General features: G+C 37.7%; 17 protein-coding genes. 7 read left to right on the plus strand and 10 right to left on the minus strand.

Annotated elements, in window-relative coordinates:
- Positions 1–43: 43 nt before the first annotated feature.
- Together FLEMA_RS0166415 and FLEMA_RS0166425 are read right to left on the minus strand one after the other, a co-directional pair.
- Positions 44–883, minus strand: a complete 840-nt coding sequence (locus FLEMA_RS0166415) for a T9SS type A sorting domain-containing protein (protein ID WP_026998151.1) — start codon at positions 881–883, stop codon at positions 44–46.
- A 345-nt stretch (positions 884–1,228) separates the two neighbouring features.
- Positions 1,229–3,001 (minus strand): hypothetical protein, encoded by a 1,773-nt coding sequence (locus FLEMA_RS0166425; protein WP_026998152.1) that lies wholly within the window; start codon positions 2,999–3,001, stop codon positions 1,229–1,231.
- 279 nt (positions 3,002–3,280) lie between these two features.
- On the opposite strand from FLEMA_RS0166425, the gene FLEMA_RS0166430 reads away from it, so the two are divergent.
- The 4 genes from FLEMA_RS0166430 (at position 3,281) to FLEMA_RS0166445 (ending at position 10,190) form a co-directional block, all read left to right on the plus strand.
- A complete protein-coding gene (locus FLEMA_RS0166430) occupies positions 3,281–6,880 on the plus strand; it encodes a family 78 glycoside hydrolase catalytic domain (RefSeq protein WP_026998153.1) in 3,600 nt (1,199 codons plus the stop codon).
- A gap of 344 nt (positions 6,881–7,224) precedes the next feature.
- The gene (locus FLEMA_RS0166435) at positions 7,225–8,304 is read left to right on the plus strand and encodes an alpha/beta hydrolase (RefSeq protein WP_081681450.1); all 1,080 of its coding nucleotides are present in this window, start codon (positions 7,225–7,227) and stop codon (positions 8,302–8,304) included.
- Between the two features lie 296 nt (positions 8,305–8,600).
- Positions 8,601–9,539 carry a ring-cleaving dioxygenase gene (locus FLEMA_RS0166440; RefSeq protein ID WP_026998155.1) on the plus strand — a complete coding sequence of 313 codons (939 nt, stop codon included), beginning with the start codon at positions 8,601–8,603 and terminating at the stop codon, positions 9,537–9,539.
- A 24-nt stretch (positions 9,540–9,563) separates the two neighbouring features.
- Positions 9,564–10,190, plus strand: coding sequence for an alpha/beta hydrolase (locus FLEMA_RS0166445; RefSeq protein WP_026998156.1), 627 nt, complete (start codon positions 9,564–9,566; stop codon positions 10,188–10,190).
- Positions 10,191–10,497: 307 nt separating this feature from the next.
- Here the strand turns inward: FLEMA_RS0166445 and FLEMA_RS0166450 are convergent, their stop codons facing one another.
- The 4 genes from FLEMA_RS0166450 to FLEMA_RS75740 form a co-directional block, all read right to left on the minus strand.
- A complete protein-coding gene (locus FLEMA_RS0166450) occupies positions 10,498–11,502 on the minus strand; it encodes a HipA domain-containing protein (protein WP_026998157.1) in 1,005 nt (334 codons plus the stop codon).
- Positions 11,495–11,818 (minus strand): HipA N-terminal domain-containing protein, encoded by a 324-nt coding sequence (locus FLEMA_RS0166455; RefSeq protein ID WP_026998158.1) that lies wholly within the window; start codon positions 11,816–11,818, stop codon positions 11,495–11,497. Before FLEMA_RS0166455 ends, FLEMA_RS0166450 begins: the two co-directional genes overlap by 8 nt.
- Positions 11,819–11,830: 12 nt before the next feature.
- Complete coding sequence (locus tag FLEMA_RS0166460) at positions 11,831–12,031, minus strand: helix-turn-helix domain-containing protein (RefSeq protein ID WP_026998159.1); 201 nt, start codon at positions 12,029–12,031, stop codon at positions 11,831–11,833.
- Between the two features lie 135 nt (positions 12,032–12,166).
- Complete coding sequence (locus tag FLEMA_RS75740) at positions 12,167–12,847, minus strand: DUF6250 domain-containing protein (protein WP_052354456.1); 681 nt, start codon at positions 12,845–12,847, stop codon at positions 12,167–12,169.
- Between the two features lie 371 nt (positions 12,848–13,218).
- Here FLEMA_RS75740 and FLEMA_RS0166470 point away from each other — a divergent pair, with 371 nt between their 5' ends.
- The 3 genes from FLEMA_RS0166470 (at position 13,219) to FLEMA_RS0166485 (ending at position 18,385) form a co-directional block, all read left to right on the plus strand.
- Positions 13,219–15,945, plus strand: a complete 2,727-nt coding sequence (locus FLEMA_RS0166470) for an exo-rhamnogalacturonan lyase family protein (protein WP_026998160.1) — start codon at positions 13,219–13,221, stop codon at positions 15,943–15,945.
- A gap of 283 nt (positions 15,946–16,228) precedes the next feature.
- Complete coding sequence (locus FLEMA_RS0166480) at positions 16,229–17,620, plus strand: OprD family outer membrane porin (RefSeq protein WP_044175614.1); 1,392 nt, start codon at positions 16,229–16,231, stop codon at positions 17,618–17,620.
- Between the two features lie 156 nt (positions 17,621–17,776).
- Positions 17,777–18,385 (plus strand): hypothetical protein, encoded by a 609-nt coding sequence (locus FLEMA_RS0166485; RefSeq protein WP_026998162.1) that lies wholly within the window; start codon positions 17,777–17,779, stop codon positions 18,383–18,385.
- Between the two features lie 104 nt (positions 18,386–18,489).
- Here the strand turns inward: FLEMA_RS0166485 and FLEMA_RS0166490 are convergent, their stop codons facing one another.
- The 4 genes from FLEMA_RS0166490 to FLEMA_RS0166510 form a co-directional block, all read right to left on the minus strand.
- Positions 18,490–18,939, minus strand: a complete 450-nt coding sequence (locus FLEMA_RS0166490) for a MarR family winged helix-turn-helix transcriptional regulator (protein ID WP_026998163.1) — start codon at positions 18,937–18,939, stop codon at positions 18,490–18,492.
- A gap of 3 nt (positions 18,940–18,942) precedes the next feature.
- Positions 18,943–19,827, minus strand: coding sequence for a DoxX-related protein (locus FLEMA_RS77330; protein WP_310587241.1), 885 nt, complete (start codon positions 19,825–19,827; stop codon positions 18,943–18,945).
- Positions 19,828–20,125: 298 nt separating this feature from the next.
- Positions 20,126–22,435, minus strand: coding sequence for a T9SS type A sorting domain-containing protein (locus FLEMA_RS0166505; RefSeq protein ID WP_026998164.1), 2,310 nt, complete (start codon positions 22,433–22,435; stop codon positions 20,126–20,128).
- Between the two features lie 42 nt (positions 22,436–22,477).
- Complete coding sequence (locus FLEMA_RS0166510) at positions 22,478–23,779, minus strand: hypothetical protein (protein WP_026998165.1); 1,302 nt, start codon at positions 23,777–23,779, stop codon at positions 22,478–22,480.
- Between the last annotated feature and the right edge of the window lie 20 nt (positions 23,780–23,799).

Consider the following 23,799-nt stretch of genomic DNA (forward strand, 5'->3'; position numbering starts at 1 on the left):
AAGGTTGATAAGAACAATTAAGACGATAGAGATTGCCTATACTTTATCGGGAGATACTAAAGTGAATCCCTTGAGATTTGTAATTTCCTAGCTGGAGATATAAGACATATTCACCCGACAAAATACCGTCTAAGGGCAGTGAAGTCTTATTGGTACCAAGAGCGACATTGGACAGAACCTCTTTTTTGATTAGTAAACCAGATATACCTTCTGTTATATATAAAGATATTTCATCCCCAACAGCATTATTGCCAAGCTGGTTTTCCCATTCTACGGCAAGCTTTTCTGAAGCAGGATTAGGATAAACTTTATGAATAAATAACAGTGACTCAAGAGATACACCAGCATCATAATTCCCTAAATACATGTTTTGTGTGCCATGATGTTCTCCTAAAATACTGATTTGATTGCCAATATTAATTTTGGTGATGGCTACCGATTTTGCCAAAACATCTAGGCTATCTATCAGCTCAACGGTACAATCTTGTAAACCTCCATTTTGAAAAGAAAAAAGGAGAACCTCTTTATTTGCAACCAGAGGATAATTAGTTGTCCCGATATGCTGAAGAGTTAAAGAATAATAATCGTACAAAGGGGCTAGTTTGGTATTATGTACTACAGGATTTTGTGTCCACGAGTCTTCTGCATTTGCGGGTATAAAATTCTTGAAACTAAATCCCTTATTGGCTAGAACTTTGAAAGTAACTTGTGCCGTTGATATGGCATTGAAGGGGGAAGAATACGTTTTTTTAGAAATAATACTAAATTGGTAAATGCCCGAAGTGGGGTGTTTAGCTAACTTATAGGAAATTTGGGCCTGACAGAAGACCTGTGCAAGTATTAATACTACTAAAGACAGCGTAAATAAAGTATAATTTTTCATAATTAATATGAGTTTTTTAGTGTAGAGTTACTTTTTTGTAAAGGAAAATCATTTTATTGAAAATAACAAATCTTCGTTGAGTTTTTTTAATACCATTTATATTACTACTCCTCTTCCCATAAATTTTAAATCCCTCAACCCCTATCAGGCTCATTATTGTATCAGGATTTACAAGATTTTTGGATTAACTGGACAAATAGCCAATATCAATCCTCAAAACCCTTTAAGCTTGTAAATCCTGATTCTGACTTCTATGATTAGTATCTGCTATCGAATACCGAAACAAATAACGTACATAAATATACGCAGAAAATATTTTCCCCAAAAATAGTATTATTAAATACATTACTCAATCGTAATGGTATGCTCAAAGGGTGTAATACCTGTCAGGTATACATAGATACCTTCGGTTTTGAGTGTACCAAAATGTGAGGTGTACATTTCGCCTTCCAAGCCTTTTATTTTGGTATGTCGATTAATCCCTTTACCAAACTTGATGGTATCTTTTCCAAAAGTATATTCCCCTGTTTCTCCTGTTAGTAAATAATGATTTTGTGGATTTTCCGTTTTTTGTACCCCTGTCAACTGCCCTCCTTCTTTAAAGCACAATTCAATCGTTACCGATACACCATCTGTACCTTTCGATTTAAAGGTTAATTCGTGGACACCATTTTTTTCAGCAATACTAATACTGGTCTCAAGGGCTTTGATATTGCTTTGTGGACGATGTTCAAAGTCCATTTTATTCCAAAATCTTCCATCTGTACTTGGCGAGTGCTTATAATTACCATCGGCTTTTTTGTATTGCTTAGGCAATGGCTGATAATAAGGGGCTTCTATTTTTTGGTGTAAAATATATTGTCCATTTTGACGAAGTACACCTTGACTACGAAAATAACCTGTACTAAAAAAGTCAGTAGACAAACGCATATATTTTAATATAGCATCTCCTTTTCTGAAAGCAAAAAAATTAGGGCTTGTTGACCTTCCCGAAGCAATAATAATGGGAAAATCGACTCCACCAAAAATCGTACTGGTTGTATCATTTCGCCTAATTCGGACCAAATTAGTTGTCTTAAAAAATTTCTCAAAGCTTGTTGGTAAAGGCTGTTGTTGAGGAAGTGTCTGTAAATACAATGGCTCTTCCAAACAAAAAGGCAGCAAATCGACCATGATTTTCTCTTCAAATCCTTTTACATTTTCTATCAACAGAGCAATGGTCGAAAACATCGTATTTTGGTCTTTTATGGCCAAATAGCGATAATCATGATAATAATTAAGAATATTGATAGGAGCAAACTGATCTTGCCGCCTCGAATCGGTTGTGACCAAATCGCCATTAGGTTCAAGATAAAAATATGTGAGATTCAGGTTTTTGCGGACTGGCTCTAGTAGCTTTGGGCGTTTTAGTAAACGAGCCATTGTAATAAAACAGCGGTCTATAACTTCCGAATAAATCATACTCCGTTCTAAATAATGCCCTTCGGTATCAATATAAAGATTTTCGGAAAGCCATTCATCAATACGCTGTACGTATGCAGGATTAGGAAATAAGGCATTGATTTGTGCCAAAGCCGCCGACACAACCCAGCGATGATTGGGAGTATGAATACCACCAAGTCGGAGCGATTCGCCAGCTTTCAGAATAAAGGTATTGAGCATTGATTTTACCTCAACAAGTATCGGAGTACTATGGCGATTAAGGATTGTAGCCGCAATACAGAGTGGTTCTAAGATAAAGGCGGTGTCGGGTGGCGAAGCCAGATTCCCAAGGTTGAGTGTTCCATCGGCTTGCTGAGCCTTTAAAATAAACCGCACGATTTTGCTCATGGCTGTTACCAGTTCCTCTTTTTGGTAATAACCCGAACTTGGCTCACAGTATGCAGCAGCAAGGTTGGCAAAATCATAGCCCAATCGCCTGCGTATTTCGGTAATATCTGTAACAAAAACACTTAATAACCGTGATACTTCCAGATTATTGGCTTGTACTATTTTGGAGAGAAACTGGCCATCGGATGTACGGCTATATTGTGCATTGGCAAGCATAGGAGCAAATGTTGCCAATGTGCCCAAGCCTAAACATTGATCTAAAAAAGTTTTTCGGGTAATATTTTGCATGGTTTATGAAGTAAGAAGTGAACAATAAACGTTGTCATGTATCAAAAGATGAATGGTTTTGATATATACTGATTCGCTTTTATAGCAAAGCTTTTTGAGAGTCGTTTGCATACTTAGTATTAGGACAGACGTTTCTAGTTTTTTTCAAAAAATATTTTTTCTTTTAGAATAGGCTTATTTGGGGCAATTCCGCAACTTTCAGACAACGACATAGACAGTATATGACAGTTGCTAGAATTAAAATACTACCTTTGGTTTGGTAATATTTTAATATAATTTATGAAAAAATACACATCATTATTCGTTATTTTATGGCTCTTGGTTGGTTTTCCTACTTTTGCCAATTTTTCTTTACAAAAACTTCAGGTAAATTATCAGACTACTCCTTTGGGTACAGATTTACCTATTCCTCAGTTTTCTTGGCAAATGAAAGCCAGCGATACCCAAAAAGGATACCTTCAAACGGCTTATCAAATTATCGTTACCGACGAAAAAAATACTATTGTATGGGACAGCAAACCCGTTAAATCGGGGGTTTCCCATGCTATTCAGTATGCAGGAAAAACATTGCAACCTACCACAAAATATACTTGGAAGCTACTGGTATGGGATAATTTTGGAAAAATGGCAAGTGCCTATTCTTGGTTTGAAACGGGCTTGATGAACCCCAAGATTGAGGCGTGGTCGGGTGCTAAGTGGATAGGTGGCGACAACAACGATTTGATTTTGTATTCACATTATTTGTCGGTATACAAGTTACAATTTGCCCTACAACTAGAGCAGGCTAGCAATAGCACCAAGGCAGCCTTTATTTTTGGAGCAAACGACAGTCGTTTGATGAACAAAAATTTGAATTTGATGAGTCAACAAAACCAAACAAACGAAGGTTATATTGCCTTAGAACTTGATATTTCGGGGCTAAATAATAGTTCAGATGGCTTGGCAAAATTCCATATTTATCGGGTAGGATACGCCCCAACCGACAAAGTAAATGAACCATTTAAAAGCGTTAATATTCCTCTGTCGGTTATCAATCAGGCCAATAAATATAGTAAACATAGTATTTATGCAACCTGTAATTTTGGTATTTTTGAGTTTTTTATAGATGGTACCGACGAACCTCATCGACTCAAAGACTCTTCTTCCGAGCCAGTGTCAAGGTTTTCGCCTCGTGGTATCAACCTCAATCCTATAGGCAGTGGCAATAACTATATTAGTTTTCCGATGCTAGCCGATATTGGCTTCAAAGTAGATGCCAATCAAACAGCTTTTTTTTCCGATATTCAAATCAAAAACTTTAGGCTGCCCGCCAATACATTGTTTTCGGAAGACCTACGCCAAAGCCCCTATCAAGGTATTTTTCAATCGCCCCAAATTGCTATCGAAGAAAATAGCTATCGGGTAAAAGGAAATACTTTTTTTACGGTCAATCCTAGTAAAAATGCTGCTCCAATGCTTAGAAGTACATTTGATATTGCCCCGAAGCCTATCAAAAAGGCCCGACTTTATGTAACCGCACGGGGTATTTATGAAGTGTATCTCAATGGTCAACGAGTTAGCAATGACTTTTTTAACCCTGGCCTAACCCAATATAACAAACACCAAATGTACCAAACATACGATATTACGACAGCATTGGGCAAAGGAAAAAATGCTATTGGTGCATGGCTGAGCGAAGGCTGGTGGAGTGGTAATATTACTTACAGTGGCGAAAATTGGAATTTCTTTGGCGACCGCCAATCTTTTTTATCAAAATTGGTTATCACTTATACCGATGGCCAAGAGCAGGTAATTACGTCTAATACAAAAGATTGGCAAATATTTACAGACGGCCCAGTTCGCTATGGTTCGTTTTTTCAAGGCGAGGTGTACGATGCCAACAAAGAAGCTCTCATAAAAAATTGGGCTACTGCTTCGTATCAACCTTTGAATTGGAAACCTGTGGTTGAAGTTCCTTTGGAAGGTACAAGTTATAACGAAGGCAACAAACAGAATGCCCTCAATTACAACGATTTTCAGCTTATTGGACAAATCGGCGAAAATGCTACGCTGGTCAAAACCCTTGCCGCACAAAGTGTAGAAGAAGTAAGACCCCATATTTTTGTGTACGATATGGGACAAAATATGGTTGGGTTTCCAAGTATTTCTATCAAAAATGGAAAAAAAGGACAAATCATCAATTTGCGTTATGCCGAAATAAAATATCCACACCTACCCGATTATAAAGGCAACGAAGGGATGGTTATGATGGAGAATATCCGTGCCGCTCTGACACAAGACCAGTATGTCTTGAAGGGTGGCAACGAAGTTATACAACCTCGATTTACCTTTCATGGCTACCGCTATGTCGAAATTACAGGACTAACACAACCTATTAGCCCCGACAATGTAAAAGGGCTGGTTATCAGCTCGGTAGATAAGTTGTCGTCTAGTTATGAAACTTCTAACCCATTAGTAAATAAGCTTTGGCAAAATATTACATGGTCATTGAGAAGCAACTTTTTATCTATCCCAACCGATACTCCAGCCAGAAACGAACGCATGGGCTGGAGTGGCGATATTTCGGTATTCTCGAAAAGTGCTACCTATTTGACCGATGCCAATTTGTTTTTAAGAAGGCATTTGTTAGCAATGCGTGATATTCAACCCGACAATGGCCGTTTTACAGATGTTGCTCCTGTAGGTGGCGGATTTGGAGGTACGCTTTGGGGTAGTGCTGGTATTGTGGTAGCATGGGAAACCTATCGACAATATGGTGATATACAATTATTGGCCGAACACTATGCTGCCATGAAACGGTATATTCAGTTTTTGGAAACGAAGGTAGATAAACCAACAGGCATACTCAACGAAGGCCCACTCGGCGACTGGCTAAGTCCAGAGGGGAACAAAAACGACAATACCTTATTTTGGATGGCCTATTTTGCTTACGATTTAGACCTTATAAGCCAAATAGCAACAGTACTAGGAAAAACCGATGAAGCTACACAGTTTCATCAACGTATGACAGAAATCAAGCAAGCTTGGAACAATATTTATGTAGATAAAAATACGCATAAAACCATAAAGTCGGGTGTAAAAACAGGTTTTATAGGGCCTCCAAACCAACAACAGGGAGCCGATAAATCAGATAAAGGCCAGTTGATAGACACCCAAGCCTCTTATGCAATCCCTTTAGCCTTGGGTGTTTTCAATGAAGAAAATCAGCCTTTTGCCAAAGCACTATTACAAGCTAGTATTGTTCGTAAAAATAAAGATGATGATAATATAGAACGCCCTCCGTTTTCGCTTATGACAGGTTTTATTGGTACAGCGTCTATCAATGAAGCTCTTTCGGCCAATGGCAGCCATGATTTGGCTTATGGCCTTTTGGTCAATAAAGAATATCCTTCGTGGTTATATTCAGTAGTTAATGGAGCTACTTCTATTTGGGAACGCCTCAATTCATATACCATAGAAAATGGTTTTGGGAGCAACAATAGTATGAATTCTTTTAATCACTATTCCTTCGGAGCTGTGGCGGCATGGATGTATAATTACTCGTTAGGTATTCAGCGTCATCCACAGCAAGCGGGCTTCAAAAAATTTATCCTTATGCCTACACCCGACCCCAATAAAGCTATTACTTATGCAAAAGGGTATTACGATTCTATTTACGGGCGTATCTCAAGCGAATGGAAAATAGAAAACAACCAATTTTTATACAATACCTCTGTACCTGCTAATACTTCAGCAACATTGTATTTGCCAGCCAAAAATCTTAGCCAAGTTACCGAGCAAGGTAAGGCTATTCAAACATGGAAAAATGTAAAAATAGAAAATGGTATGGCTGTAATACCTTTATTGTCGGGTAATTATTCGTTTGTGGTTGCGTGGTAAAGTAATCAATCATTATAGGGGCAACCTTTACGGTTGCTCCTATAATTACAAAATCACCTTATAGTAACTACCAAATAAATTCAAGGCAAGGTGCATCCTAAAACTTTCAAAGTTCTTCAATCCTATTCTTTGCTTTCCTACAAAAAACACGATATTTATTTCCACATTGGCATATATTTCACGTCAATATAATCCTTATTGCCTCTTTTTGTCTTGTTCTGGGAAAATCATCCTGTTTCTAGCGTGATATGTCCATTTTAATCCAAGGGCTTTCCTTGCAACTTTGTAATGTCAACAACGACAAAACAAACCTTCAGAACATTTTAAAAAAGAAAATAAGAATTATGAAAACTCCAACAACACTTGCTTACGCAGCCAAGAATTACACAGGATTTAGTTTTATCAAAAGTTTGGTATTCGTTTCATTACTATTGATAAGTAACTCACTATTGGCACAAGCTCCTTTTTATGCTAATGACCCACACTTAGATAAAGAGGTAAAAGAATTTTTGAAAGCAGTCAATAGCGGTGGTACTCCCGTAGAGCAATTATCAAAACAAGATGCTAGAAATGTATTAGTCAACGCACAGAAGGCATTTAAGGTAGATATGTCGGGGGTTGATATTAGCGAAAAAACTATCAAGGCCGATGGCTATACCCTAACACTCAATATTGTTCGGCCAACTGGTATAAAAGGTAAACTCCCCGCTTTTATATTTATTCATGGTGGTGGCTGGATATTGGGCGACTTCCCAACACACCAGCGTATGGTTCGTGATTTATCGGTACTTTCTGGCTTTGTAGGTATTTTTGTAAACTACACGCCATCGCCAGAAGCACGCTATCCACAAGCTATTAACGAAATTTATGCAGCTACTAAATGGGTGGCCGCTCATGGCCACGAAATCAACGTAGATGGCGATAACTTGGCTATTGTAGGTAATAGCGTAGGAGGCAATATGAGTACCGTAACAGCTATCAAAGCCAAAGAAAATAATGGCCCTAAAATCAGAGTGCAGATTTTGATGTGGCCTGTGGTTGATGCTAATTTTGAAACAGAATCATACAAGCAGTTTGGACAAGACCGCTTTTTGACTACTCCTTTAATGAAATGGATGTTTGACCAATATACAACAGATGAAAACCAACGCAAAGAGATTTATATTTCGCCACTCAATGCCACTGTAGAGCAGTTGAAAGGTTTGCCACCAACCTTGATACAAGTTGCCGAAAATGATATTTTAAGAGATGCTGCCGAAGACTACGGCCGTAAACTCAACCAAGCGGGTGTTCCTGTAACTACTGTTCGCTACAATGGTACAATTCACGACTTCGGTCTTTTAAATGCTCTAGCTACACAACCTTCTACCCGCTCGGCTTTTGTACAGGCTGCGGCAGAATTAAAAAAATACTTAGGCAAATAAATAATAGGTGATTTTCTTATAGGCTTGGAGCATTTTATGGAATGCTTCAAGCCTTTTTTTATGATTTATTTTTCAAAAAATCATGAACTTAACATACATCAATGCACAGGCATACCGCAAGCACTAACTTTGAATCATTAAATAAGTGAACAAAACAAAAAGCCAAACGAGTCATTTATTTTATTGGTTATCAATGAATTAATTACTTACTAAAATTTCATTACTTATCATACATCAATGCTCAGGCAATTTTGAACACTTAATTTTGAATCATTAAAACCCTCATATTTTTAGCCATGGAAGATAGAATTTTAGGCATACATCATATTACAGCGATAGCTGGAGATGCCAAACGCAATTTTGATTTTTACACTCAAACTTTGGGACTTCGTTTCATCAAAAAAACGGTCAATTTTGACGACCCACATACGTATCACTTTTATTTTGGTGACGAATCTGGTAGTGCTGGTACAATTCTTACCTTTTTCCCTTGGGGCGAGCGTGTTCACCGAGGTAGAAAAGGAGCTGGTATGGCTACCGAAATCGGTTATTCTGTACCAAAAGGAAGCCTTGATTTTTGGGCAAAACGTTTTGAAGAACATAATGTGATTTATAATAAACCTTCGGTAAAATTTGGTGAAAAGTATTTGACTTTCCTCGACCCCGACGGACTAAAACTAGAGCTGATTGAATCGGAAACACCCGATAATCGTACACCTTGGGAAACCGACGAAATCAAAAAAGAAGTCGCTACCAAGGGTTTTCATAACATTACTATCACACTAAACGATGTTGCCCCTACAGCGGCAATTTTGACAGAAGTATTTGATTATAAACTCTTTAAAAAAGAAGGAAATCGTTATCGTTATATTACCGATGCCGTTGAAAATGCAGCTATTGTTGACTTGGTAGAATTACCCGACGAGCACCGTGGCTTAGTAGCAGGCGGTATTGTTCACCATGTGGCTTTTAGGGTGAAAAACGACGAAGTGTTGATGAAATTCCGTGCCAAAATCGAAAGTCTTGGCTTGAATATTACACCACAGATTGACCGAAATTATTTTCATTCGTTATATTTCAGAGAGCCAGGCGGCGTTTTGTTTGAAATAGCTACCGACAACCCAGGATTTACCGTTGATGAGCCTTTGGAAGAACTAGGTCAAAACTTGAAACTCCCTGCTCAATACGAGTCAAGACGCAAAGACATAGAAAAACATCTTGTTTCACTTATTTAATTAATTATCATGGACTTTCAACCAATGAAATATATATTCCAGCCTGCAACAAACCCATCGACAGCAACACTCTTGCTGCTGCATGGCACAGGCGGAAACGAACACGATTTGTTATTACTGGCAAAAGAGTTTGGCGATTCGTTCAATATTCTTAGTTTACGTGGAAACGTTACTGAAAATGGTATGCCTCGCTTTTTTAGGCGTTTAGGAATGGGTATTTTTGATGAAGCAGATTTGGCCTTTCGTACCGACGAAATGGTAAGTTTTATCAAAGAGTTATCAGTGATAGAAGGTTTTGATAGTACCAAAATTATAGCTTTGGGCTATTCTAATGGAGCGAATATTGCAGGGGCTACGCTAGTACAATATCCCAACTTTTTGGCTGGTGCTATTTTGTACCGACCTATGCAGCCATTCAAGCAATTGCCTGATTTTCGGAATACTGAAAAAACACCCGTTTTTATCAGTACAGGTAAATATGACCCAACAATTAGGGTAGCAGACACAACCGAATATGTACAGGCTTTGGAAAAAGCAGGTTTTGCCATAAGCTCCTATTTGCTAAGTACAAGCCATAATTTGACACAAGAAGATATTACGTTGACCAGCCAATGGCTAGCCAATACCCAAGTGTTAAGTAAGACTGCTTAGTTGGGGTATCTAGGATAAATAGTATTTTTCTCAAACATAATTCATCCCGAAATTCGGGATGAATTATGTTTTTTTGAGCTATTTCAACTAATCATCACAATACTAAAAATCTAGTAACCTTATAAAATTTTACCACGCATTTACCCTAAAATATAGGGCATGTTTAAGCAACCGATGTTAGATATACGACAAAAGGGGAAATCTTGCGTGCTTACTTGGTGGGAATACCCGATAGCAAAACCATTACAATTAAAACGTTAGACAAAAATTCAATACTAGTTGCTAGTAAAAATCAAGTTTCCACTATTTATTCCTGAAAAATATAGTTGAGTCGTTTTAACTTATCAAAATACAGACTTGTGTACTGCTTTTGGCTATCGGGCGACAAAAAGGAATTTTGTATCAATTGATGCGTTGAGGCGTAATCTTGCTGGAAAAAAGACAGTAGTTTTTCTACACGTTTCTCGATAAGCCCTATTTTAAGCCCAAATTCAAAAAAATCATTATAAGCATAAAAAGCATTTGCCCGAAACGATGCCGTTTCATAATCTAGCGAGAAAAGCCCCTCCTGTGGAGCCATATCCGAGTCGTTGACATGCAAGCGAGTACACAACAAATCATAAGCAGGCGACAAAACCATATCGCCGTTGGGTGTTTCTATCAAGGAAAAGTTTTTTAGATGTGCGTCACCATTAGAAAACAGATAGTTAAAAAGAATCTGCTGGAACAATCGCTCTAATTCTATTGGCGATGCCGCACAAAACTGTTTTACCAACATGGCCATATCCTCATAACTACCTTCGTATTTCAATGCACTTCCTCCTTTTTGTGCCGATTTACCTGCCAATGTAGCAAAGTCTTCTACCTGTAATTTATGGCCATGTAGGTCATAGTCAAAACGTTTTACCAAATAGGCAGGCTGATTGTCTTGAAAAAACACCAAAGTATTTTCGGCTGTTGCTATGCCATATACTTGCTTGGCAATCTGCATGGTAAGATGCTCATTAGCAGGTATTTCTTGTACCAACTTCAGGTGATTATTGGGAATTGGTTTCAAAATATATTGTCCCTTCTCTCCGCCACGGGTCAACCTAAGTAACTTTTTATCTATGGTTAAGCCATACTTTTCTTGTACCCCCGATATAGATAGATATTGCATAGCAGCCTGTTCTGGTAACTCAAACGCCAGTGTAAAAGGCAGAATATGAGATACCTTTTTCCCTTGAAAAAGCCGTCGCAATGCCAAAGGGCTAAAGCTCGAAAAACCTTCTTTTAGGGTACTTGGACAATATTTTAGGGTATTTTCATTCATGAATAGCTTGGATAGTAATTGCTCCGATGGTGTCAAAATGAGCCGTAGCGAATAGCAAACCTAAAAAATCATTCTCGTCGATCTTTAGGGCTTGACAAATATTTTGTTTATTAGTTCCTTCGGGTAGCATATTAAAAAAAACAGGAAACAGCGTTGGCGAAAAGTATTGTTGCTGTATTTTAGGAAAGGTAACACTAATAGCTTTCTGTTGGGCATTTTGGAAATAATCGTTGGTATAAGTGAACAAAAAACCATTAGGAAGTTCTTCTAAAATTCCAGCCTTTTGCTCCTTAAAAAATACAGTTGCCTTTCTCATATCTGTTCACGCTTATTTTATATCTACAACCAACACCAAACCCAATACCTCAGCTAGTTTGAGCAGAGTATCGAGCGATGGATTGCCCTCACCTCGTTCTATTGCCACGATTGTTCGTAGGGCAACACCCGAAATTTCGGCCAAATCATTTTGCCGAACCTTCAAAACCTTGCGTCGACTTCTTATTTTTCTGCCTATCTCTTCTTTATTCATTTGTGCATTATAATGCGTTTTTATATACAAATATAATACTTAACAGCTTTTTTATAACAAAATATGCAGAAAAGTGCATATTTCAATAGCTTTTTTTCAAAATATGCCCTAAAATAACTACGAGAGAGTTTTACATTATAACCTTATTATCTTAAAATCACGAATTTCATGATGTGAAAATGTAGAACGAAACCCAAAATAGAATGACGTAGGAATATTGATGTCCAAGTGTTCAAAAACCTTTTCGTTGTCAATCCAAAAACTTGTGGTTTGGCCTTTTATTACAATCGTAACCAAGTATTCGTGGTTGGCCTGTAATAAATGGGCTGTATCGTTTTTTTCTTGAATCAGGGGTTTATTGCCTTTGCCATCGTATTTTCTAAAACGAGTTGTTGTATTATAATTACCGCCCATTCCTACATAATACATACTTATATCATCGTATTCTTCAAACTTGCCCGAACGTCCAAACAAGCTTTTATGAGGTGGTACTTGGGCTAGCCAAAACTGATTCAAATCTGAAAGCCTATCATTTAGCCCTCCATTAAGAATCACCTTTCGTTTGTAAGTGATTTTTAGATTGCCTTGCAGTACCTTGTTGAGCCAAACGGTTACACCGCCTTTGGTATCTAATACCAAAGATTGCTGTGCAGTATAAACTTTTGAATCGGGGAGTTTTTCCATTTCTACGACCCAATTATTGGCATTAAGATTTTCAGGAAAATGGTCTTCAAATAGTATCTTTCCGCGATTCTTAAACAATGATGTACATGATAAACAAATAATAAGTAATCCCATTGTTCCTAATATTTTCATGAGCTACACGTTTTTTTTGATGTATAAAACAAAGGTACAAGGTACTTTTTATATATCTGTTCCGTATCGTACCGACAGAAACAGGATGGTGTATTCAAATTTAGTTGCGAACATTGCAAAATAAGATTTACAATATTATGGGATTTTTAGCATAAAGCTGCTTTAACTTTTGCCACTAGCCAATAGGACAATAGCATTGAAGCAACAATGCTATTGTCCTCATGCCCAAACAATACTACAGGGATTTTAAACTTACCCTGCACTAAAACTTAGCTGGAATCAGTTGATAACCAATCTTTTGATTTTCAAAGCTCAGTACTCCTACTCTTGTAGATCTATTTATTCAAAAATTACCTCAAAACATTTGTTGTATGAATAAAAGTAAAATTTTTTCCAGACGAGATTTTGTTAAAAATACCATGATTACCGCTTCGGGTATATCTTTGGCTGCTGTCAATAAAGCTCAGGCTCAGAAAGAGTTTAAGCCTAAGCCATTAGACCCCAATAATATTTCTCTAAAATGGCTCGAACAGCCAAATACCGGCTCTCTGCAAGGTACAACTTGGGGCGTTCCATGGCCTAAAGGACAAATCAAGAAAGCCAGTAGTTTTGAGATACAACACAACAATCAAAACATTGCGTCACAAACATGGCCGTTGGCATACTGGCCCGACGGGAGTATAAAATGGACAGCCCATGCAATTGGTGCCAATACAGCACTAACACAAGCTATACAACTAAAGGTAGCTCAAAAAGCCCCTCAAAATGGCGTACTGAAAGTAACAGACTACCAAGACCGAATTACGATAGACACAGGTAAATTATTTTGTCAGGTACAAAAGCAAGGCACTAAGCTAATCAGTATTTTGCAAAATGCTGAAAAAAATACTGTTGCTATTAATGGAAAACTAGTTTTGCAAATCCAAGATAAAGCCGAAGTAGAAATCGGTGAAAGCCTCAAAAGTGATTGGTTAGAAAGTAAAATTACCCATGCAAGTGTCGAACAAAAGGGTGATGTACGAGCCGTTATCAAAATCGAAGGGATTCATGAAAGTAGTCAAAACAAACAGTTATTACCTTTTGTACTTCGGCTATACTTTTACGAAAAAGCCGAATCTATTCGGATAATACACACTATTATTTATGACGGCAACGAAAATCAAGATTTTATCAAAGGCTTAGGCATACGCTTTGAAGTACCTATTACCGACGCTTTGTATAACCGACATATTCGGTTTGTGGGCGAAAATAATGGTGTTTTTGGCGAAGCCGTTCAGGGGCTGACTGGGCTTAGACGTGACCCTGGCAAAACTGCTACCGAAGCCCAGATAGCGGGAAAGTCCGTAAATAACCTTCCCGAAAATATCGAGAGGTTGTCAAAATACATTCCTGCTTTTGGCGATTATAGTCTATTTCAAGGTTCGCCAGATGCTTTCGATATTCAGAAAAGAACCAAGGCAGGACATACTTGGCTCCAGTCGGGATATGGCGGGCGGTCGAGTGGTACAGCTTATATTGGTTCACCCAAAGGCGGTTTGGTATTTGGGTTGCGTAATTTTTGGCAAAGCTATCCTGCTCAATTAGATATTCGCAATGCCCATGAGTCACAAGCCGAAATAACACTTTGGTTTTGGGCTCCCAAAGCCCCTGCAATGGATTTAAGGTTTTATCATGATGGTATGGGGCAAGATACTTTTGAAAAACAACGAGAAGCCCTAGATATTACTTACGAAGACTATGAACCCGAATTTGGCCGTCCTTTTGGCGTAGCCCGTACCAGCGAGCTACAACTTTGGGCATTAAATACTACGCCTAGTCACGAACAATTGGCACTAATTGCCCAACAAATACAAACACCGCCATTGCTGACTGTTACGCCCGAATATTTGGCATCGGTAGGGGTATTTGGCAATGCTTTTACTTTGCCCGATAAATCGTCGGAAAAGAAAAAGGCTATTGAAGAACAACTAGATTTTTATTTTGATTTTTATAAAAAACAAGTAGAGCAACATCATTGGTACGGCTTCTGGAACTACGGAGATGTTATGCACACCTACGACCACGACCGCCACGTTTGGCGATATGATGTAGGTGGTTTTGCATGGGATAATTCTGAGCTATCGACCGACTTATGGCTTTGGTACTATTACTTGCGGACAGGTAGAAGCGACGTTTTTAGAATGGCCGAAGCCATGACCCGACACACTGGCGAGGTAGATGTCCATCATATAGGGCGGTTTAGCCCGCTTGGGTCACGCCATAATGTACAGCATTGGGGTTGTAGTGCCAAGCAATTGCGTATTAGTACAGCAGCCAACCGTAGGTTTTATTACTACCTTACTGCCGATGAAAGAGTTGGCGACCTCATGCGTGAACAAATAGATGCCGACAAAACACTCCGTACCGTTATTCCTGGGCGAAAAATTGGACAAAAAGCCCCAAAAAATGACCCAAAAGGCGAATTAGCGAGTGTGTCGTTTGGTACAGACTGGGGAGCATTAGCTTCGGCATGGCTTACTGAATGGGAACGTACAGGTCAAGAGAAAACCAAGACTAAGTTGCTCAACAGTATGAAAACTATAGCCGAACAACCCAATGGTTTTTTTCATGGTGGGGCTATTATGAGCCTAGCTACGGGCAAATTTCAGCCCGTAGATGCAAACCAAATATCGGTTTCGCACCTAAGTGCTGTTTTTGGGTTGGCCGAAATATGTTTTGAATTAGTAGCATTGATCGACATGCCTATTTTTGAAAAAGCTTGGCTCAACTATTGTCGCATATACAACGCTTCCTCACAAGAACAAAAAGCTTTGTTAGGTCAGGATTTGGGTAAGCTTAATTTACAGCAAGGACACGCCCGCCTAACAGCTTTTGCCGCTCAACGCACACAAAATACGCAGCTCGCCAAAAGGGCATGGCAAGAGTTTTATGCAGGCGATGGAGGTATCAAAAAAACATCAAAACAAATTAAGGTAATTGCAACACCCGTAGTACTAAATCCTATTGAAGAAGGCGTTGGGATTTCTACCAATGCAGTAGCACAATGGGGCTTATCGGCCATACAATGTTTGGCTTTTGCTGGTGCATCGCTCGAATAATTTCCGAAATTACTCTTTGATTTTAGTAGTTCGATATTGAACCCAAAATACAGACAAGTGTTGCTTGGGTTGTTTGTCAAAATAAAACAAAGGCCAAATTTTACTGTAGGCTATGGTTGTAGCTGCTGCTTTCATCGAAATTGTCCGAAAAGGCAAAAGGCTGGTCATATATCAAAACAGGGTTTTAATTTATTTTGAAACGGAATTCAGTGTAACATTTATCACGTAAGATAATTTTTTACGTAGGTAGCTTTGGATACTTAATTACATAATTATCCAGAAAATGTTACTCAGGAAGCTACTTTTCTTATTTCTCATCAATGTTTCATTGGTTGGCTTGGCCCAGCAGGGAATCCATTCTGTTAAACAAGACACTAATACATTTACTGAAGCATTGCTGAAAGGTAAAATATCGGGGCAAGCTCGTTTGATGTCAATTAGTACCGACAATCAAAACGAGCTTTCCGACTATTGGGCTACGGCCTTTGGGCTTGGACTGGGCTATCGTTCGGCTTTATACAAAGGCTTTCAGCTCAATGTTCAGATATTGACAAACCAAAATATTTCTTCTCCCGATTTTACAAAGCCCGACCCAACTACCCAAAACCCCAATCGTTACGAAATGGGGCTATTTGACATGGCCAATGCTAGTCGAAAAAATCTAATATTTCGTATACAAGAACTGTACCTTAAATATCAATGGAAAAAATCAGCCATTTGGCTGGGCAACTATACCCCAAAAAATAGCTTTATTAATGCCCAAGATAGCCGAATGTCGCCTACCTTGGTACAAGGTTTAGCCCTAGATTTACAACCAAATACACAATGGCAAATCAAAATAGATGGTATTTGGCGGGTTTCGCCACGCTCTACCACACATTGGTACACCGTGGGGCAGTCGATAGGTGTTTATCCTGTTGGCGTTAATCCCGACGGTTCAAAATCACAATATGCCCATAATACCAGTAGTGCTGGGATTGGTATGATAGATATTTATTACAAGCCTAACAAAAACCTGACCTTATTGTTAGGTAATATTTTGGCAGAAAATATTTTTAATACAGCATATTGCCGAACAGAATATACTTGGCATTTGGCTCATCAACAAAAACTATTATTGGGTGGGCTTGCTGTCCATCAAAATAGCGTGGGCAATGGTGGCAACACCGATATTACCAAAAGCTATTTTCCCAATAATAATCGCTCGTGGATACTCAATACACGTATAGGCTACTGGACAAATAACTGGGAAAGCTCGCTCAACTTTGGACGAACTACAGCCGATGGCAGGTATTTGATGCCCAGAGAATGGGGCGTAGAACAATTTTATACGGTTCTCCCTCGTGAACGCAACGAAGGTGCTGGCGATGTGTGGTCATATAGTATGCGGCTGGGAAAATCATTTCAGAACAAAAACCTAAAAACAGAGCTTGGATACGGGTATTACCGTTTCCCCAATATAAAAAATACACAGCTCAACAAATATGGTTTTGCCGATTATACCCATTTTATGGCAAGTATCAACTATAATTTCAAGGGCATATTCAAAGGATTAAATACTCAAATACTGTTTATCCGAAAAGATAGTCAAGGAAATACCTATAATAATCAGCGGTATATTATCAACAAGGTAAATATGTCGCAGTGGAATTTTATAGCCAATTATACTTGGTAGATATGTCGCCAAAGCTAAATTTTGAATCACATAATTATATTCGCCCTACAAAAGTACGATACATTTTGTAGGGTTATTTTTTTGTTATCAAGCTGTTTAACTTTACTTTGTTTTCTATTAAATAGCCAATAGAAAAACTAATTAAAAAACTGAAGTATGTTCAAAAAACATTTTGTATTAATAGGAATAATCGTTGCATTATTACTATTATTGATAGCAACCTTGGTATATCCTGGGGGGTCGTTGTCCAACAAAAATGCTGTAGGCTTTGACTGGTCAAAAAACTTTATCAGTAATTTGTTTGCCGAAAAAGCTGTAAACGGATTGGATAACCCTGCCAGACTATGGGCTGATGGAGGAATGATTTTTTTGGCACTGAGTTTTGCTACTTTTTTTATAGCATTTTCCCAAAAAATACCTGTAAAAAGTGCTTCGATGATTATCCGATATTTGGGGGCGGGTGGTATGGTATTTATGTTTTTAATCGTTACACCGCTGCATGATATTATGATAACCATAGCTAGTACGATGTTTCTTGTGAGTTTATTTTACATTACGGTTTTTGTTTTGAAATCAAAGCTAACATTACTCAAATACCTGTGTGTGTTTGGTCTTCTTATTTTTTATTATACCCTATACCTTTATGGGTCAGGTAGTTACGACATTTTGCCAATAATGCAAAAAGTTACCTTTATCAGTACAATTGTGTTGATTTTAGGATTAACTTATTTTACTAAAAAAGAAGATTTTGAACAGATACAGTAAAATACGAAGCAGAATTGCTGAAGACTGCGGAGCTTATCTGTACAATATGTATAGGTTCAGGCATCAGTGGATTAATGCCTAAACCTATAAAGCTATTACTCTAACTATTTCTTATTCAAGATATTGATAAGCTTGAAAAGTGTTTTTTGGAGTGTTATGATTTCTTCCAAACTAATAGATTCATCCTTAAAACAATTAATAACAGAATGAGGAATCTGAGCAATCCTTTGCTGTAACATAGTGCCTTTTTCGGTCAACGACACCATAACTACACGCTCGTCGGCCTCCGAGCGGTTACGATTTAGCAGTAGCTTTTCTTCCAATCGTTTGAGCAAAGGCGTTACTGTATTGGATTCTAGGAGTAGTTTCTGACAAATTTCATTGACCGACAAACTTCCATACTGCCACAAAACCAGTAGTACCAAATACTGCGGATATGTTAAGCCTTCCTCTTTGAGCAATACATTATAGACTTGAGTAGTGAGCCTCGATGCCGCATATAAAGGAAAACAAAGCTGATTTTCGAGAAAAAGTTCTGTACCGTCGGTATTCATTTTTTACAACAATTTTTCAATAAAAGTGTCCATACTTTCAGGTTTGGCTATCGGCGAGAATCGCTTGACAGGCTTACCATTTTTATCAATCACAAATTTGGTAAAATTCCATTTAATATTTCTAAACAAAAAGAAACCTAGTTTTGCCTTTAAAAATGTAAAGATAGGATGTGCATCCAAACCATTTACATCTATTTTAGAAAACATAGGAAAACTCACACCGTAATTCATTTGACAAAATTCGAGTATTTCTTCCGAACTTCCTTTCTCTTGATTAGCAAACTGATTGCATGGGAATCCTAAAATTACTAATCCTCTGTCTTTATACTTTTGGTACAAAGCCTCAAGCCCTTCAAACTGAGGCGTTAACCCACATTTACTAGCGGTATTTACCACAACAATAACTTTCCCCTGAAATTCGCTCATCGAGCGTGGTTTGCCTTTAATATCATCTGCTGATAAATCATAAAAACTGGTATTTTTCATACTCTCCTTTTCTTTTATTTGTTGAATTAAATACTTTAAAGCTCCAGTAGCCCACAATGCCCACATCACTAAAACAGGCTGAAAGAACAATCTTATCAAGCGTTTGTGCTGGGTATCTAGGCCAAATGCCGATATGTCATTGACATACTGTGAAATATTACCAGGGAAAATAAGCACATAAAAAAGTGCTAATAATAAGCCTACGACCACTTTTTGTTTGGCAAAAAAAATCATTGCCAAGCCCAATGCAATTTCTATGACTCCCGAAGAAAGTACCACAAAGTCCATAAAACCCGCATTTTGAGGTAACCAGCTAGGTACTTGTGCCAAAAACTCTTGGCGTTGGAAGGTCAAGTGACCAATACCTGCCAAAGTCATCAAAAGCCCTAGTGTAATTCTCATGAAAGTTTGTATTGCAGAAGTTTTCATATTTTATATTTTTCACAATTATATCGTACACGATACAAATATAGAAAATATATTTTATTCCATCACTTTTACAATCAGGATTTTCTGAGGCTACCTGATTGTATCAGGTTTAATTTATAAATCCAGAAAACCCTGACTTTGAACGGTAATAATTCATCAGGGTTTTCTGGATTTGAGAATTTGTTAGACTAGGGGACTCTGGTATTATTTGGTTTGGGCTTACTTGCTCTTAAAATTCTATAAATTTTGATAGAAGGTTATCTCATAAATTTTATTCGACTACTACCTTGCGTGTAATACTTCTACCATTTTGGCTAATTCTTAAAAAGTAAATTCCCCGAATAAGTCCTTCCGTATGTATTTGCTGATTGGTATTAGTGAAAGGATACGTTCGCCCCAAAGTATCAAATAGCTGAATATCAGCATTTTTTAATAATTCGGAAAGTTTTATACTAAAATTACCATTGTTGGGGTTGGGGTATATCTTTACTTGTTCATCTTCAAAAACCAACTCATTAGACAAAGGAATTGATATACTTATTTTTAGTGGTTCAGAAAGTTTTGTACAACCGTCTTTTGACACACTTACCCGATAATTGCCCGATTTTTGAGCCTCGTAAACAAACGTACTTGCATTGGCCAGAAGCGAATCATTTTTGTACCATTGATAACTCAGGCCTACTCCAGTATTAGCAGTCATTTTTACCTTAAAAGGTTCGTAGACAACCCCTTTGACATCGGTAGTAATAGTGGCCTCTGGTGTAGGTTTTATCGTTACCTTAATAATATTGGTTTCGGTTTGACTTTGGCATATTTCGTCCCGAACAATAGCCGAATATAAACCCGAAGTTTCTGCAACAAAAGTATTGCTATTGACCAAAGGCATATCTTTACCATCTTTTTGCCATTGATAAGTTGTGGCATCTTGTTTGGGTATCGATAATGACACTTTTGTACCCGAACATACTTCTGTTGCTCCTGCGGCTTCTATAGAAGTAGCATTATTATAAAAGCAGCGAGTAGAGTATTGGCGTAAAATATGTGAATTATAGCTATTGTCTTCGCCGTTTGTAATAGTTGTAAAAGTTTTGGTTTTAGTGTCAATATAATATCCAGACCGCAATGGATAGTAATTTTTAGGATAGTCAAAAAACCTTGATGTTTGGTAGGTTGATTTTGAAATAAAATCAATCTTGGTGTTTTGGCCATATCCTGTTGAATATATCCAATAGTCATTACCTTCGGTATCGCTGGTAAAAAAGTGATAGTCGTTGTCGCTACCTGCGGGTTTGGCTTTTTTCCAAACCAAGCTACCATCATTGATACGAACTTTTGAATAAAACTGTCCGTGGTTGATAAATAAAAAATCAGGACTAATAGTTGGGTAATAAATAGTATCGTCTTTAAAAGACCACTTTATATTACTAGAAAGGTCATAGGCTACTACTTCGTTGAAGGTAATTCTATCACTTGCAACGGCTCTAGGTTTTTCTTTTAGAAGTGTAAAAACATAGCCACTAAAACCCACAAAATAGTCTGAATTAGCTATCTGCTTTACCCATCCTTTATTGGGTTCTTGGAAGTTGCCTACCCCCACGAATTTTGCCCCCGAATTGGCATTTATCTGAAACATTACCCTATCCTCATCAACCTGATAGGTAGCGGGTTCGTAAGCTCCAAAGAGGTTATTGTCTTTAAAACTAACGGTTTGATACTGACCTAGTTTATTAATTTTGATAAGATAAAAACCATCTTGTTTTTGGTGTACCAATACAATAGAGCTGGTAGAAACTTCTTCGTTGTTGTTAGCAACAATACTACCTTTGTTACTAAAAAAGGGATATGAGTCTATTTTTTCTTTCACAAAATCAACATAGCCCGTTTGTACACCTAAAGAATCATATTTATAAACCTCCTTACTTCCGATTAGCCAAAATCCTGCATCGGGCGATTTAATAACGGCCATTGGTTCTTTGCCAAAGCCTGAGCCGCTAGCTCCTAGTATGGGTACTTTCATTTTTTCTTTACCAAAGCTATCTAAAAATAGATACTCACCACTTTCAAGTCTGAAAAGAGTAAGCTTACTATTAGCAAGGCCTATAATGTTTTGATTAGATGTATATTGCCAAAGCATAGTACCTCCAAAAGTATATTTAAAAACGGCTTTTTCAGCATAAAAAACAATACCATCGGACACCTCTGTAGATGAAATAATATTGGGCATATTGTGTTTGAGGGCCTTAACAAGTGATAGCTCTTGGTTAAATATCAATAGGCTATCAGGTGTAAATACCCAGCTAACTTGTTTACCTCTTTTCAATTTAGAAAATACCCTTCCATACGCAAAATCTATTTCTTTTCCATCTTTATCGAATATACGATAGCCCATTGTTTGACCTGTAAATCCACTTAAAACGGTTACGATTGTTTTGCCAGATACCGTAACTTCCAGTGGAGTATAAGGCACATCATTTTCTAAATAAGTATCTTGTCGTTCCCATAATAACTTAGGGGCTTTTTGCCCAAAAGCTACGCCCGACATCGCTAGTAGTATAGCGAATAGAAAGGTAATTTTTTTCATATTTTTGAATGGTTTATTTTCCTAAAAACACCTTAGGATAATCTATTGAATTTTAAAGTTGAGTCCTATTTTTAAACCTAAGTTGTAGGCATTGGCCTGAATAAAGCTAGTTGAGCGATTAATATTGTTGAGCAAATAACTTGCGGTAGGTTCTACCGTCAGAAAACAATTGGGGCTGATAGTATGCCGTATTCCTCCAGAAATATTCAAAAAAGTATTGATTTGGCGGTTGGCGGGGTTGTACATCAACTGAGACCCCGCTGCGATGAAATAACGGTTGCGTTCGGATATACTCAAAAACCGCTGTACATTGGCCTCAATACCAATCATTTCTAGGTTTTCGCTCTCGATTTTACGTTGCCCTACCTGCTCAAGAGCATTATTTTGGGCAATATTTTTTACCAATATTTTATCAGTAGAAATCTGATATTCAACCCATTGACGCATTCTAACATAAGAAAGGTTTCCTCTAAAGCTCCATGTCGTATTGATGTCTTTCGTGATACCTATATCAAAAGCAAATCCATTGCGTTCTGGGTCAAACAAGTTACTTCTTTGCAAACTCAGTACCTCTGGATTATCTATTTTTAGGATTCTGTAGGTTTGTAAAGGCGTAATACCCATACTCAAATAGGTAGATTTGATAACAGGTTTTATTGTTTTTTTCAAGGTAATTGTCGGAATCGTCGGCAACACAAAATGGTTTTTGGCAAACAGCATTTTTTTGCTTGTCAAAATAGCCATATTTTCAATGGATATCTGACTCATATCGGCCCGACGAATAGGCCATTGAGCAACTAATTCATCTGCTAAATCAGTTTGTATATGCTGCTTGGTAGGTGTTGGTAATTGAGGTAATAAATACTTTTCATTTGCCTTTTTTTCGACCGAAACTATACTTTTGGCACTGCGATTGACAAGTAATTTTTCGTGAGCAACGTTACGATTTTTAGTTTCTATTTTCTCTTCAAAATGATTAGTCTGGTTATTGGTAGGTATTTTATGAAAAATATGCCCTTTTTCTATTTTTGTTACAAGAGCTTTTTTATTTATGGTTTCTTTTATACGAACCTTTTTCAAAACATTGGCATTGGGGGTTGAACTACTAAAGTCCAATACCTCTTTTGAGGTTTTAAGGGTCAAAAATACTGCGGTACTCAACAACAAAAGCAAGGCAATAATAGCCAAAACAACCCGCTTTGTCGGCTTGGTATTAACAGCCTCGTTTGGACGAATAGATGCGTTGATATATTCCCATGATTGTTCGGATGGCTCAGGCTCATAATCCGAGAATGTATCTTGGAGCAGGCGTTTGAGTTTATCTTCTTCTTCTGGATTTTGCATTTTTATTTTCTCCTTTTGGG

The sequence above is a fragment of the Flectobacillus major DSM 103 genome (assembly GCF_000427405.1).
GTDB lineage: Bacteria > Bacteroidota > Bacteroidia > Cytophagales > Spirosomataceae > Flectobacillus > Flectobacillus major.

Coding starts and splice junctions, on each gene's coding strand:
- FLEMA_RS0166470 (WP_026998160.1), top strand. CDS start 13,219: ATGAATAAAAGTAAAATTTTTTCCAGACGAGATTTTGTTAAAAATACC.
- FLEMA_RS0166430 (WP_026998153.1), top strand. CDS start 3,281: ATGAAAAAATACACATCATTATTCGTTATTTTATGGCTCTTGGTTGGT.
- FLEMA_RS0166440 (WP_026998155.1), top strand. CDS start 8,601: ATGGAAGATAGAATTTTAGGCATACATCATATTACAGCGATAGCTGGA.
- FLEMA_RS75740 (WP_052354456.1), bottom strand. CDS start 12,847: ATGAAAATATTAGGAACAATGGGATTACTTATTATTTGTTTATCATGT.
- FLEMA_RS0166435 (WP_081681450.1), top strand. CDS start 7,225: ATGAAAACTCCAACAACACTTGCTTACGCAGCCAAGAATTACACAGGA.
- FLEMA_RS0166450 (WP_026998157.1), bottom strand. CDS start 11,502: ATGAATGAAAATACCCTAAAATATTGTCCAAGTACCCTAAAAGAAGGT.
- FLEMA_RS0166415 (WP_026998151.1), bottom strand. CDS start 883: ATGAAAAATTATACTTTATTTACGCTGTCTTTAGTAGTATTAATACTT.
- FLEMA_RS0166485 (WP_026998162.1), top strand. CDS start 17,777: ATGTTCAAAAAACATTTTGTATTAATAGGAATAATCGTTGCATTATTA.
- FLEMA_RS0166455 (WP_026998158.1), bottom strand. CDS start 11,818: ATGAGAAAGGCAACTGTATTTTTTAAGGAGCAAAAGGCTGGAATTTTA.
- FLEMA_RS0166480 (WP_044175614.1), top strand. CDS start 16,229: ATGTTACTCAGGAAGCTACTTTTCTTATTTCTCATCAATGTTTCATTG.
- FLEMA_RS0166510 (WP_026998165.1), bottom strand. CDS start 23,779: ATGCAAAATCCAGAAGAAGAAGATAAACTCAAACGCCTGCTCCAAGAT.
- FLEMA_RS0166445 (WP_026998156.1), top strand. CDS start 9,564: ATGAAATATATATTCCAGCCTGCAACAAACCCATCGACAGCAACACTC.
- FLEMA_RS77330 (WP_310587241.1), bottom strand. CDS start 19,827: ATGAGAATTACACTAGGGCTTTTGATGACTTTGGCAGGTATTGGTCAC.
- FLEMA_RS0166490 (WP_026998163.1), bottom strand. CDS start 18,939: ATGAATACCGACGGTACAGAACTTTTTCTCGAAAATCAGCTTTGTTTT.
- FLEMA_RS0166425 (WP_026998152.1), bottom strand. CDS start 3,001: ATGCAAAATATTACCCGAAAAACTTTTTTAGATCAATGTTTAGGCTTG.
- FLEMA_RS0166505 (WP_026998164.1), bottom strand. CDS start 22,435: ATGAAAAAAATTACCTTTCTATTCGCTATACTACTAGCGATGTCGGGC.
- FLEMA_RS0166460 (WP_026998159.1), bottom strand. CDS start 12,031: ATGAATAAAGAAGAGATAGGCAGAAAAATAAGAAGTCGACGCAAGGTT.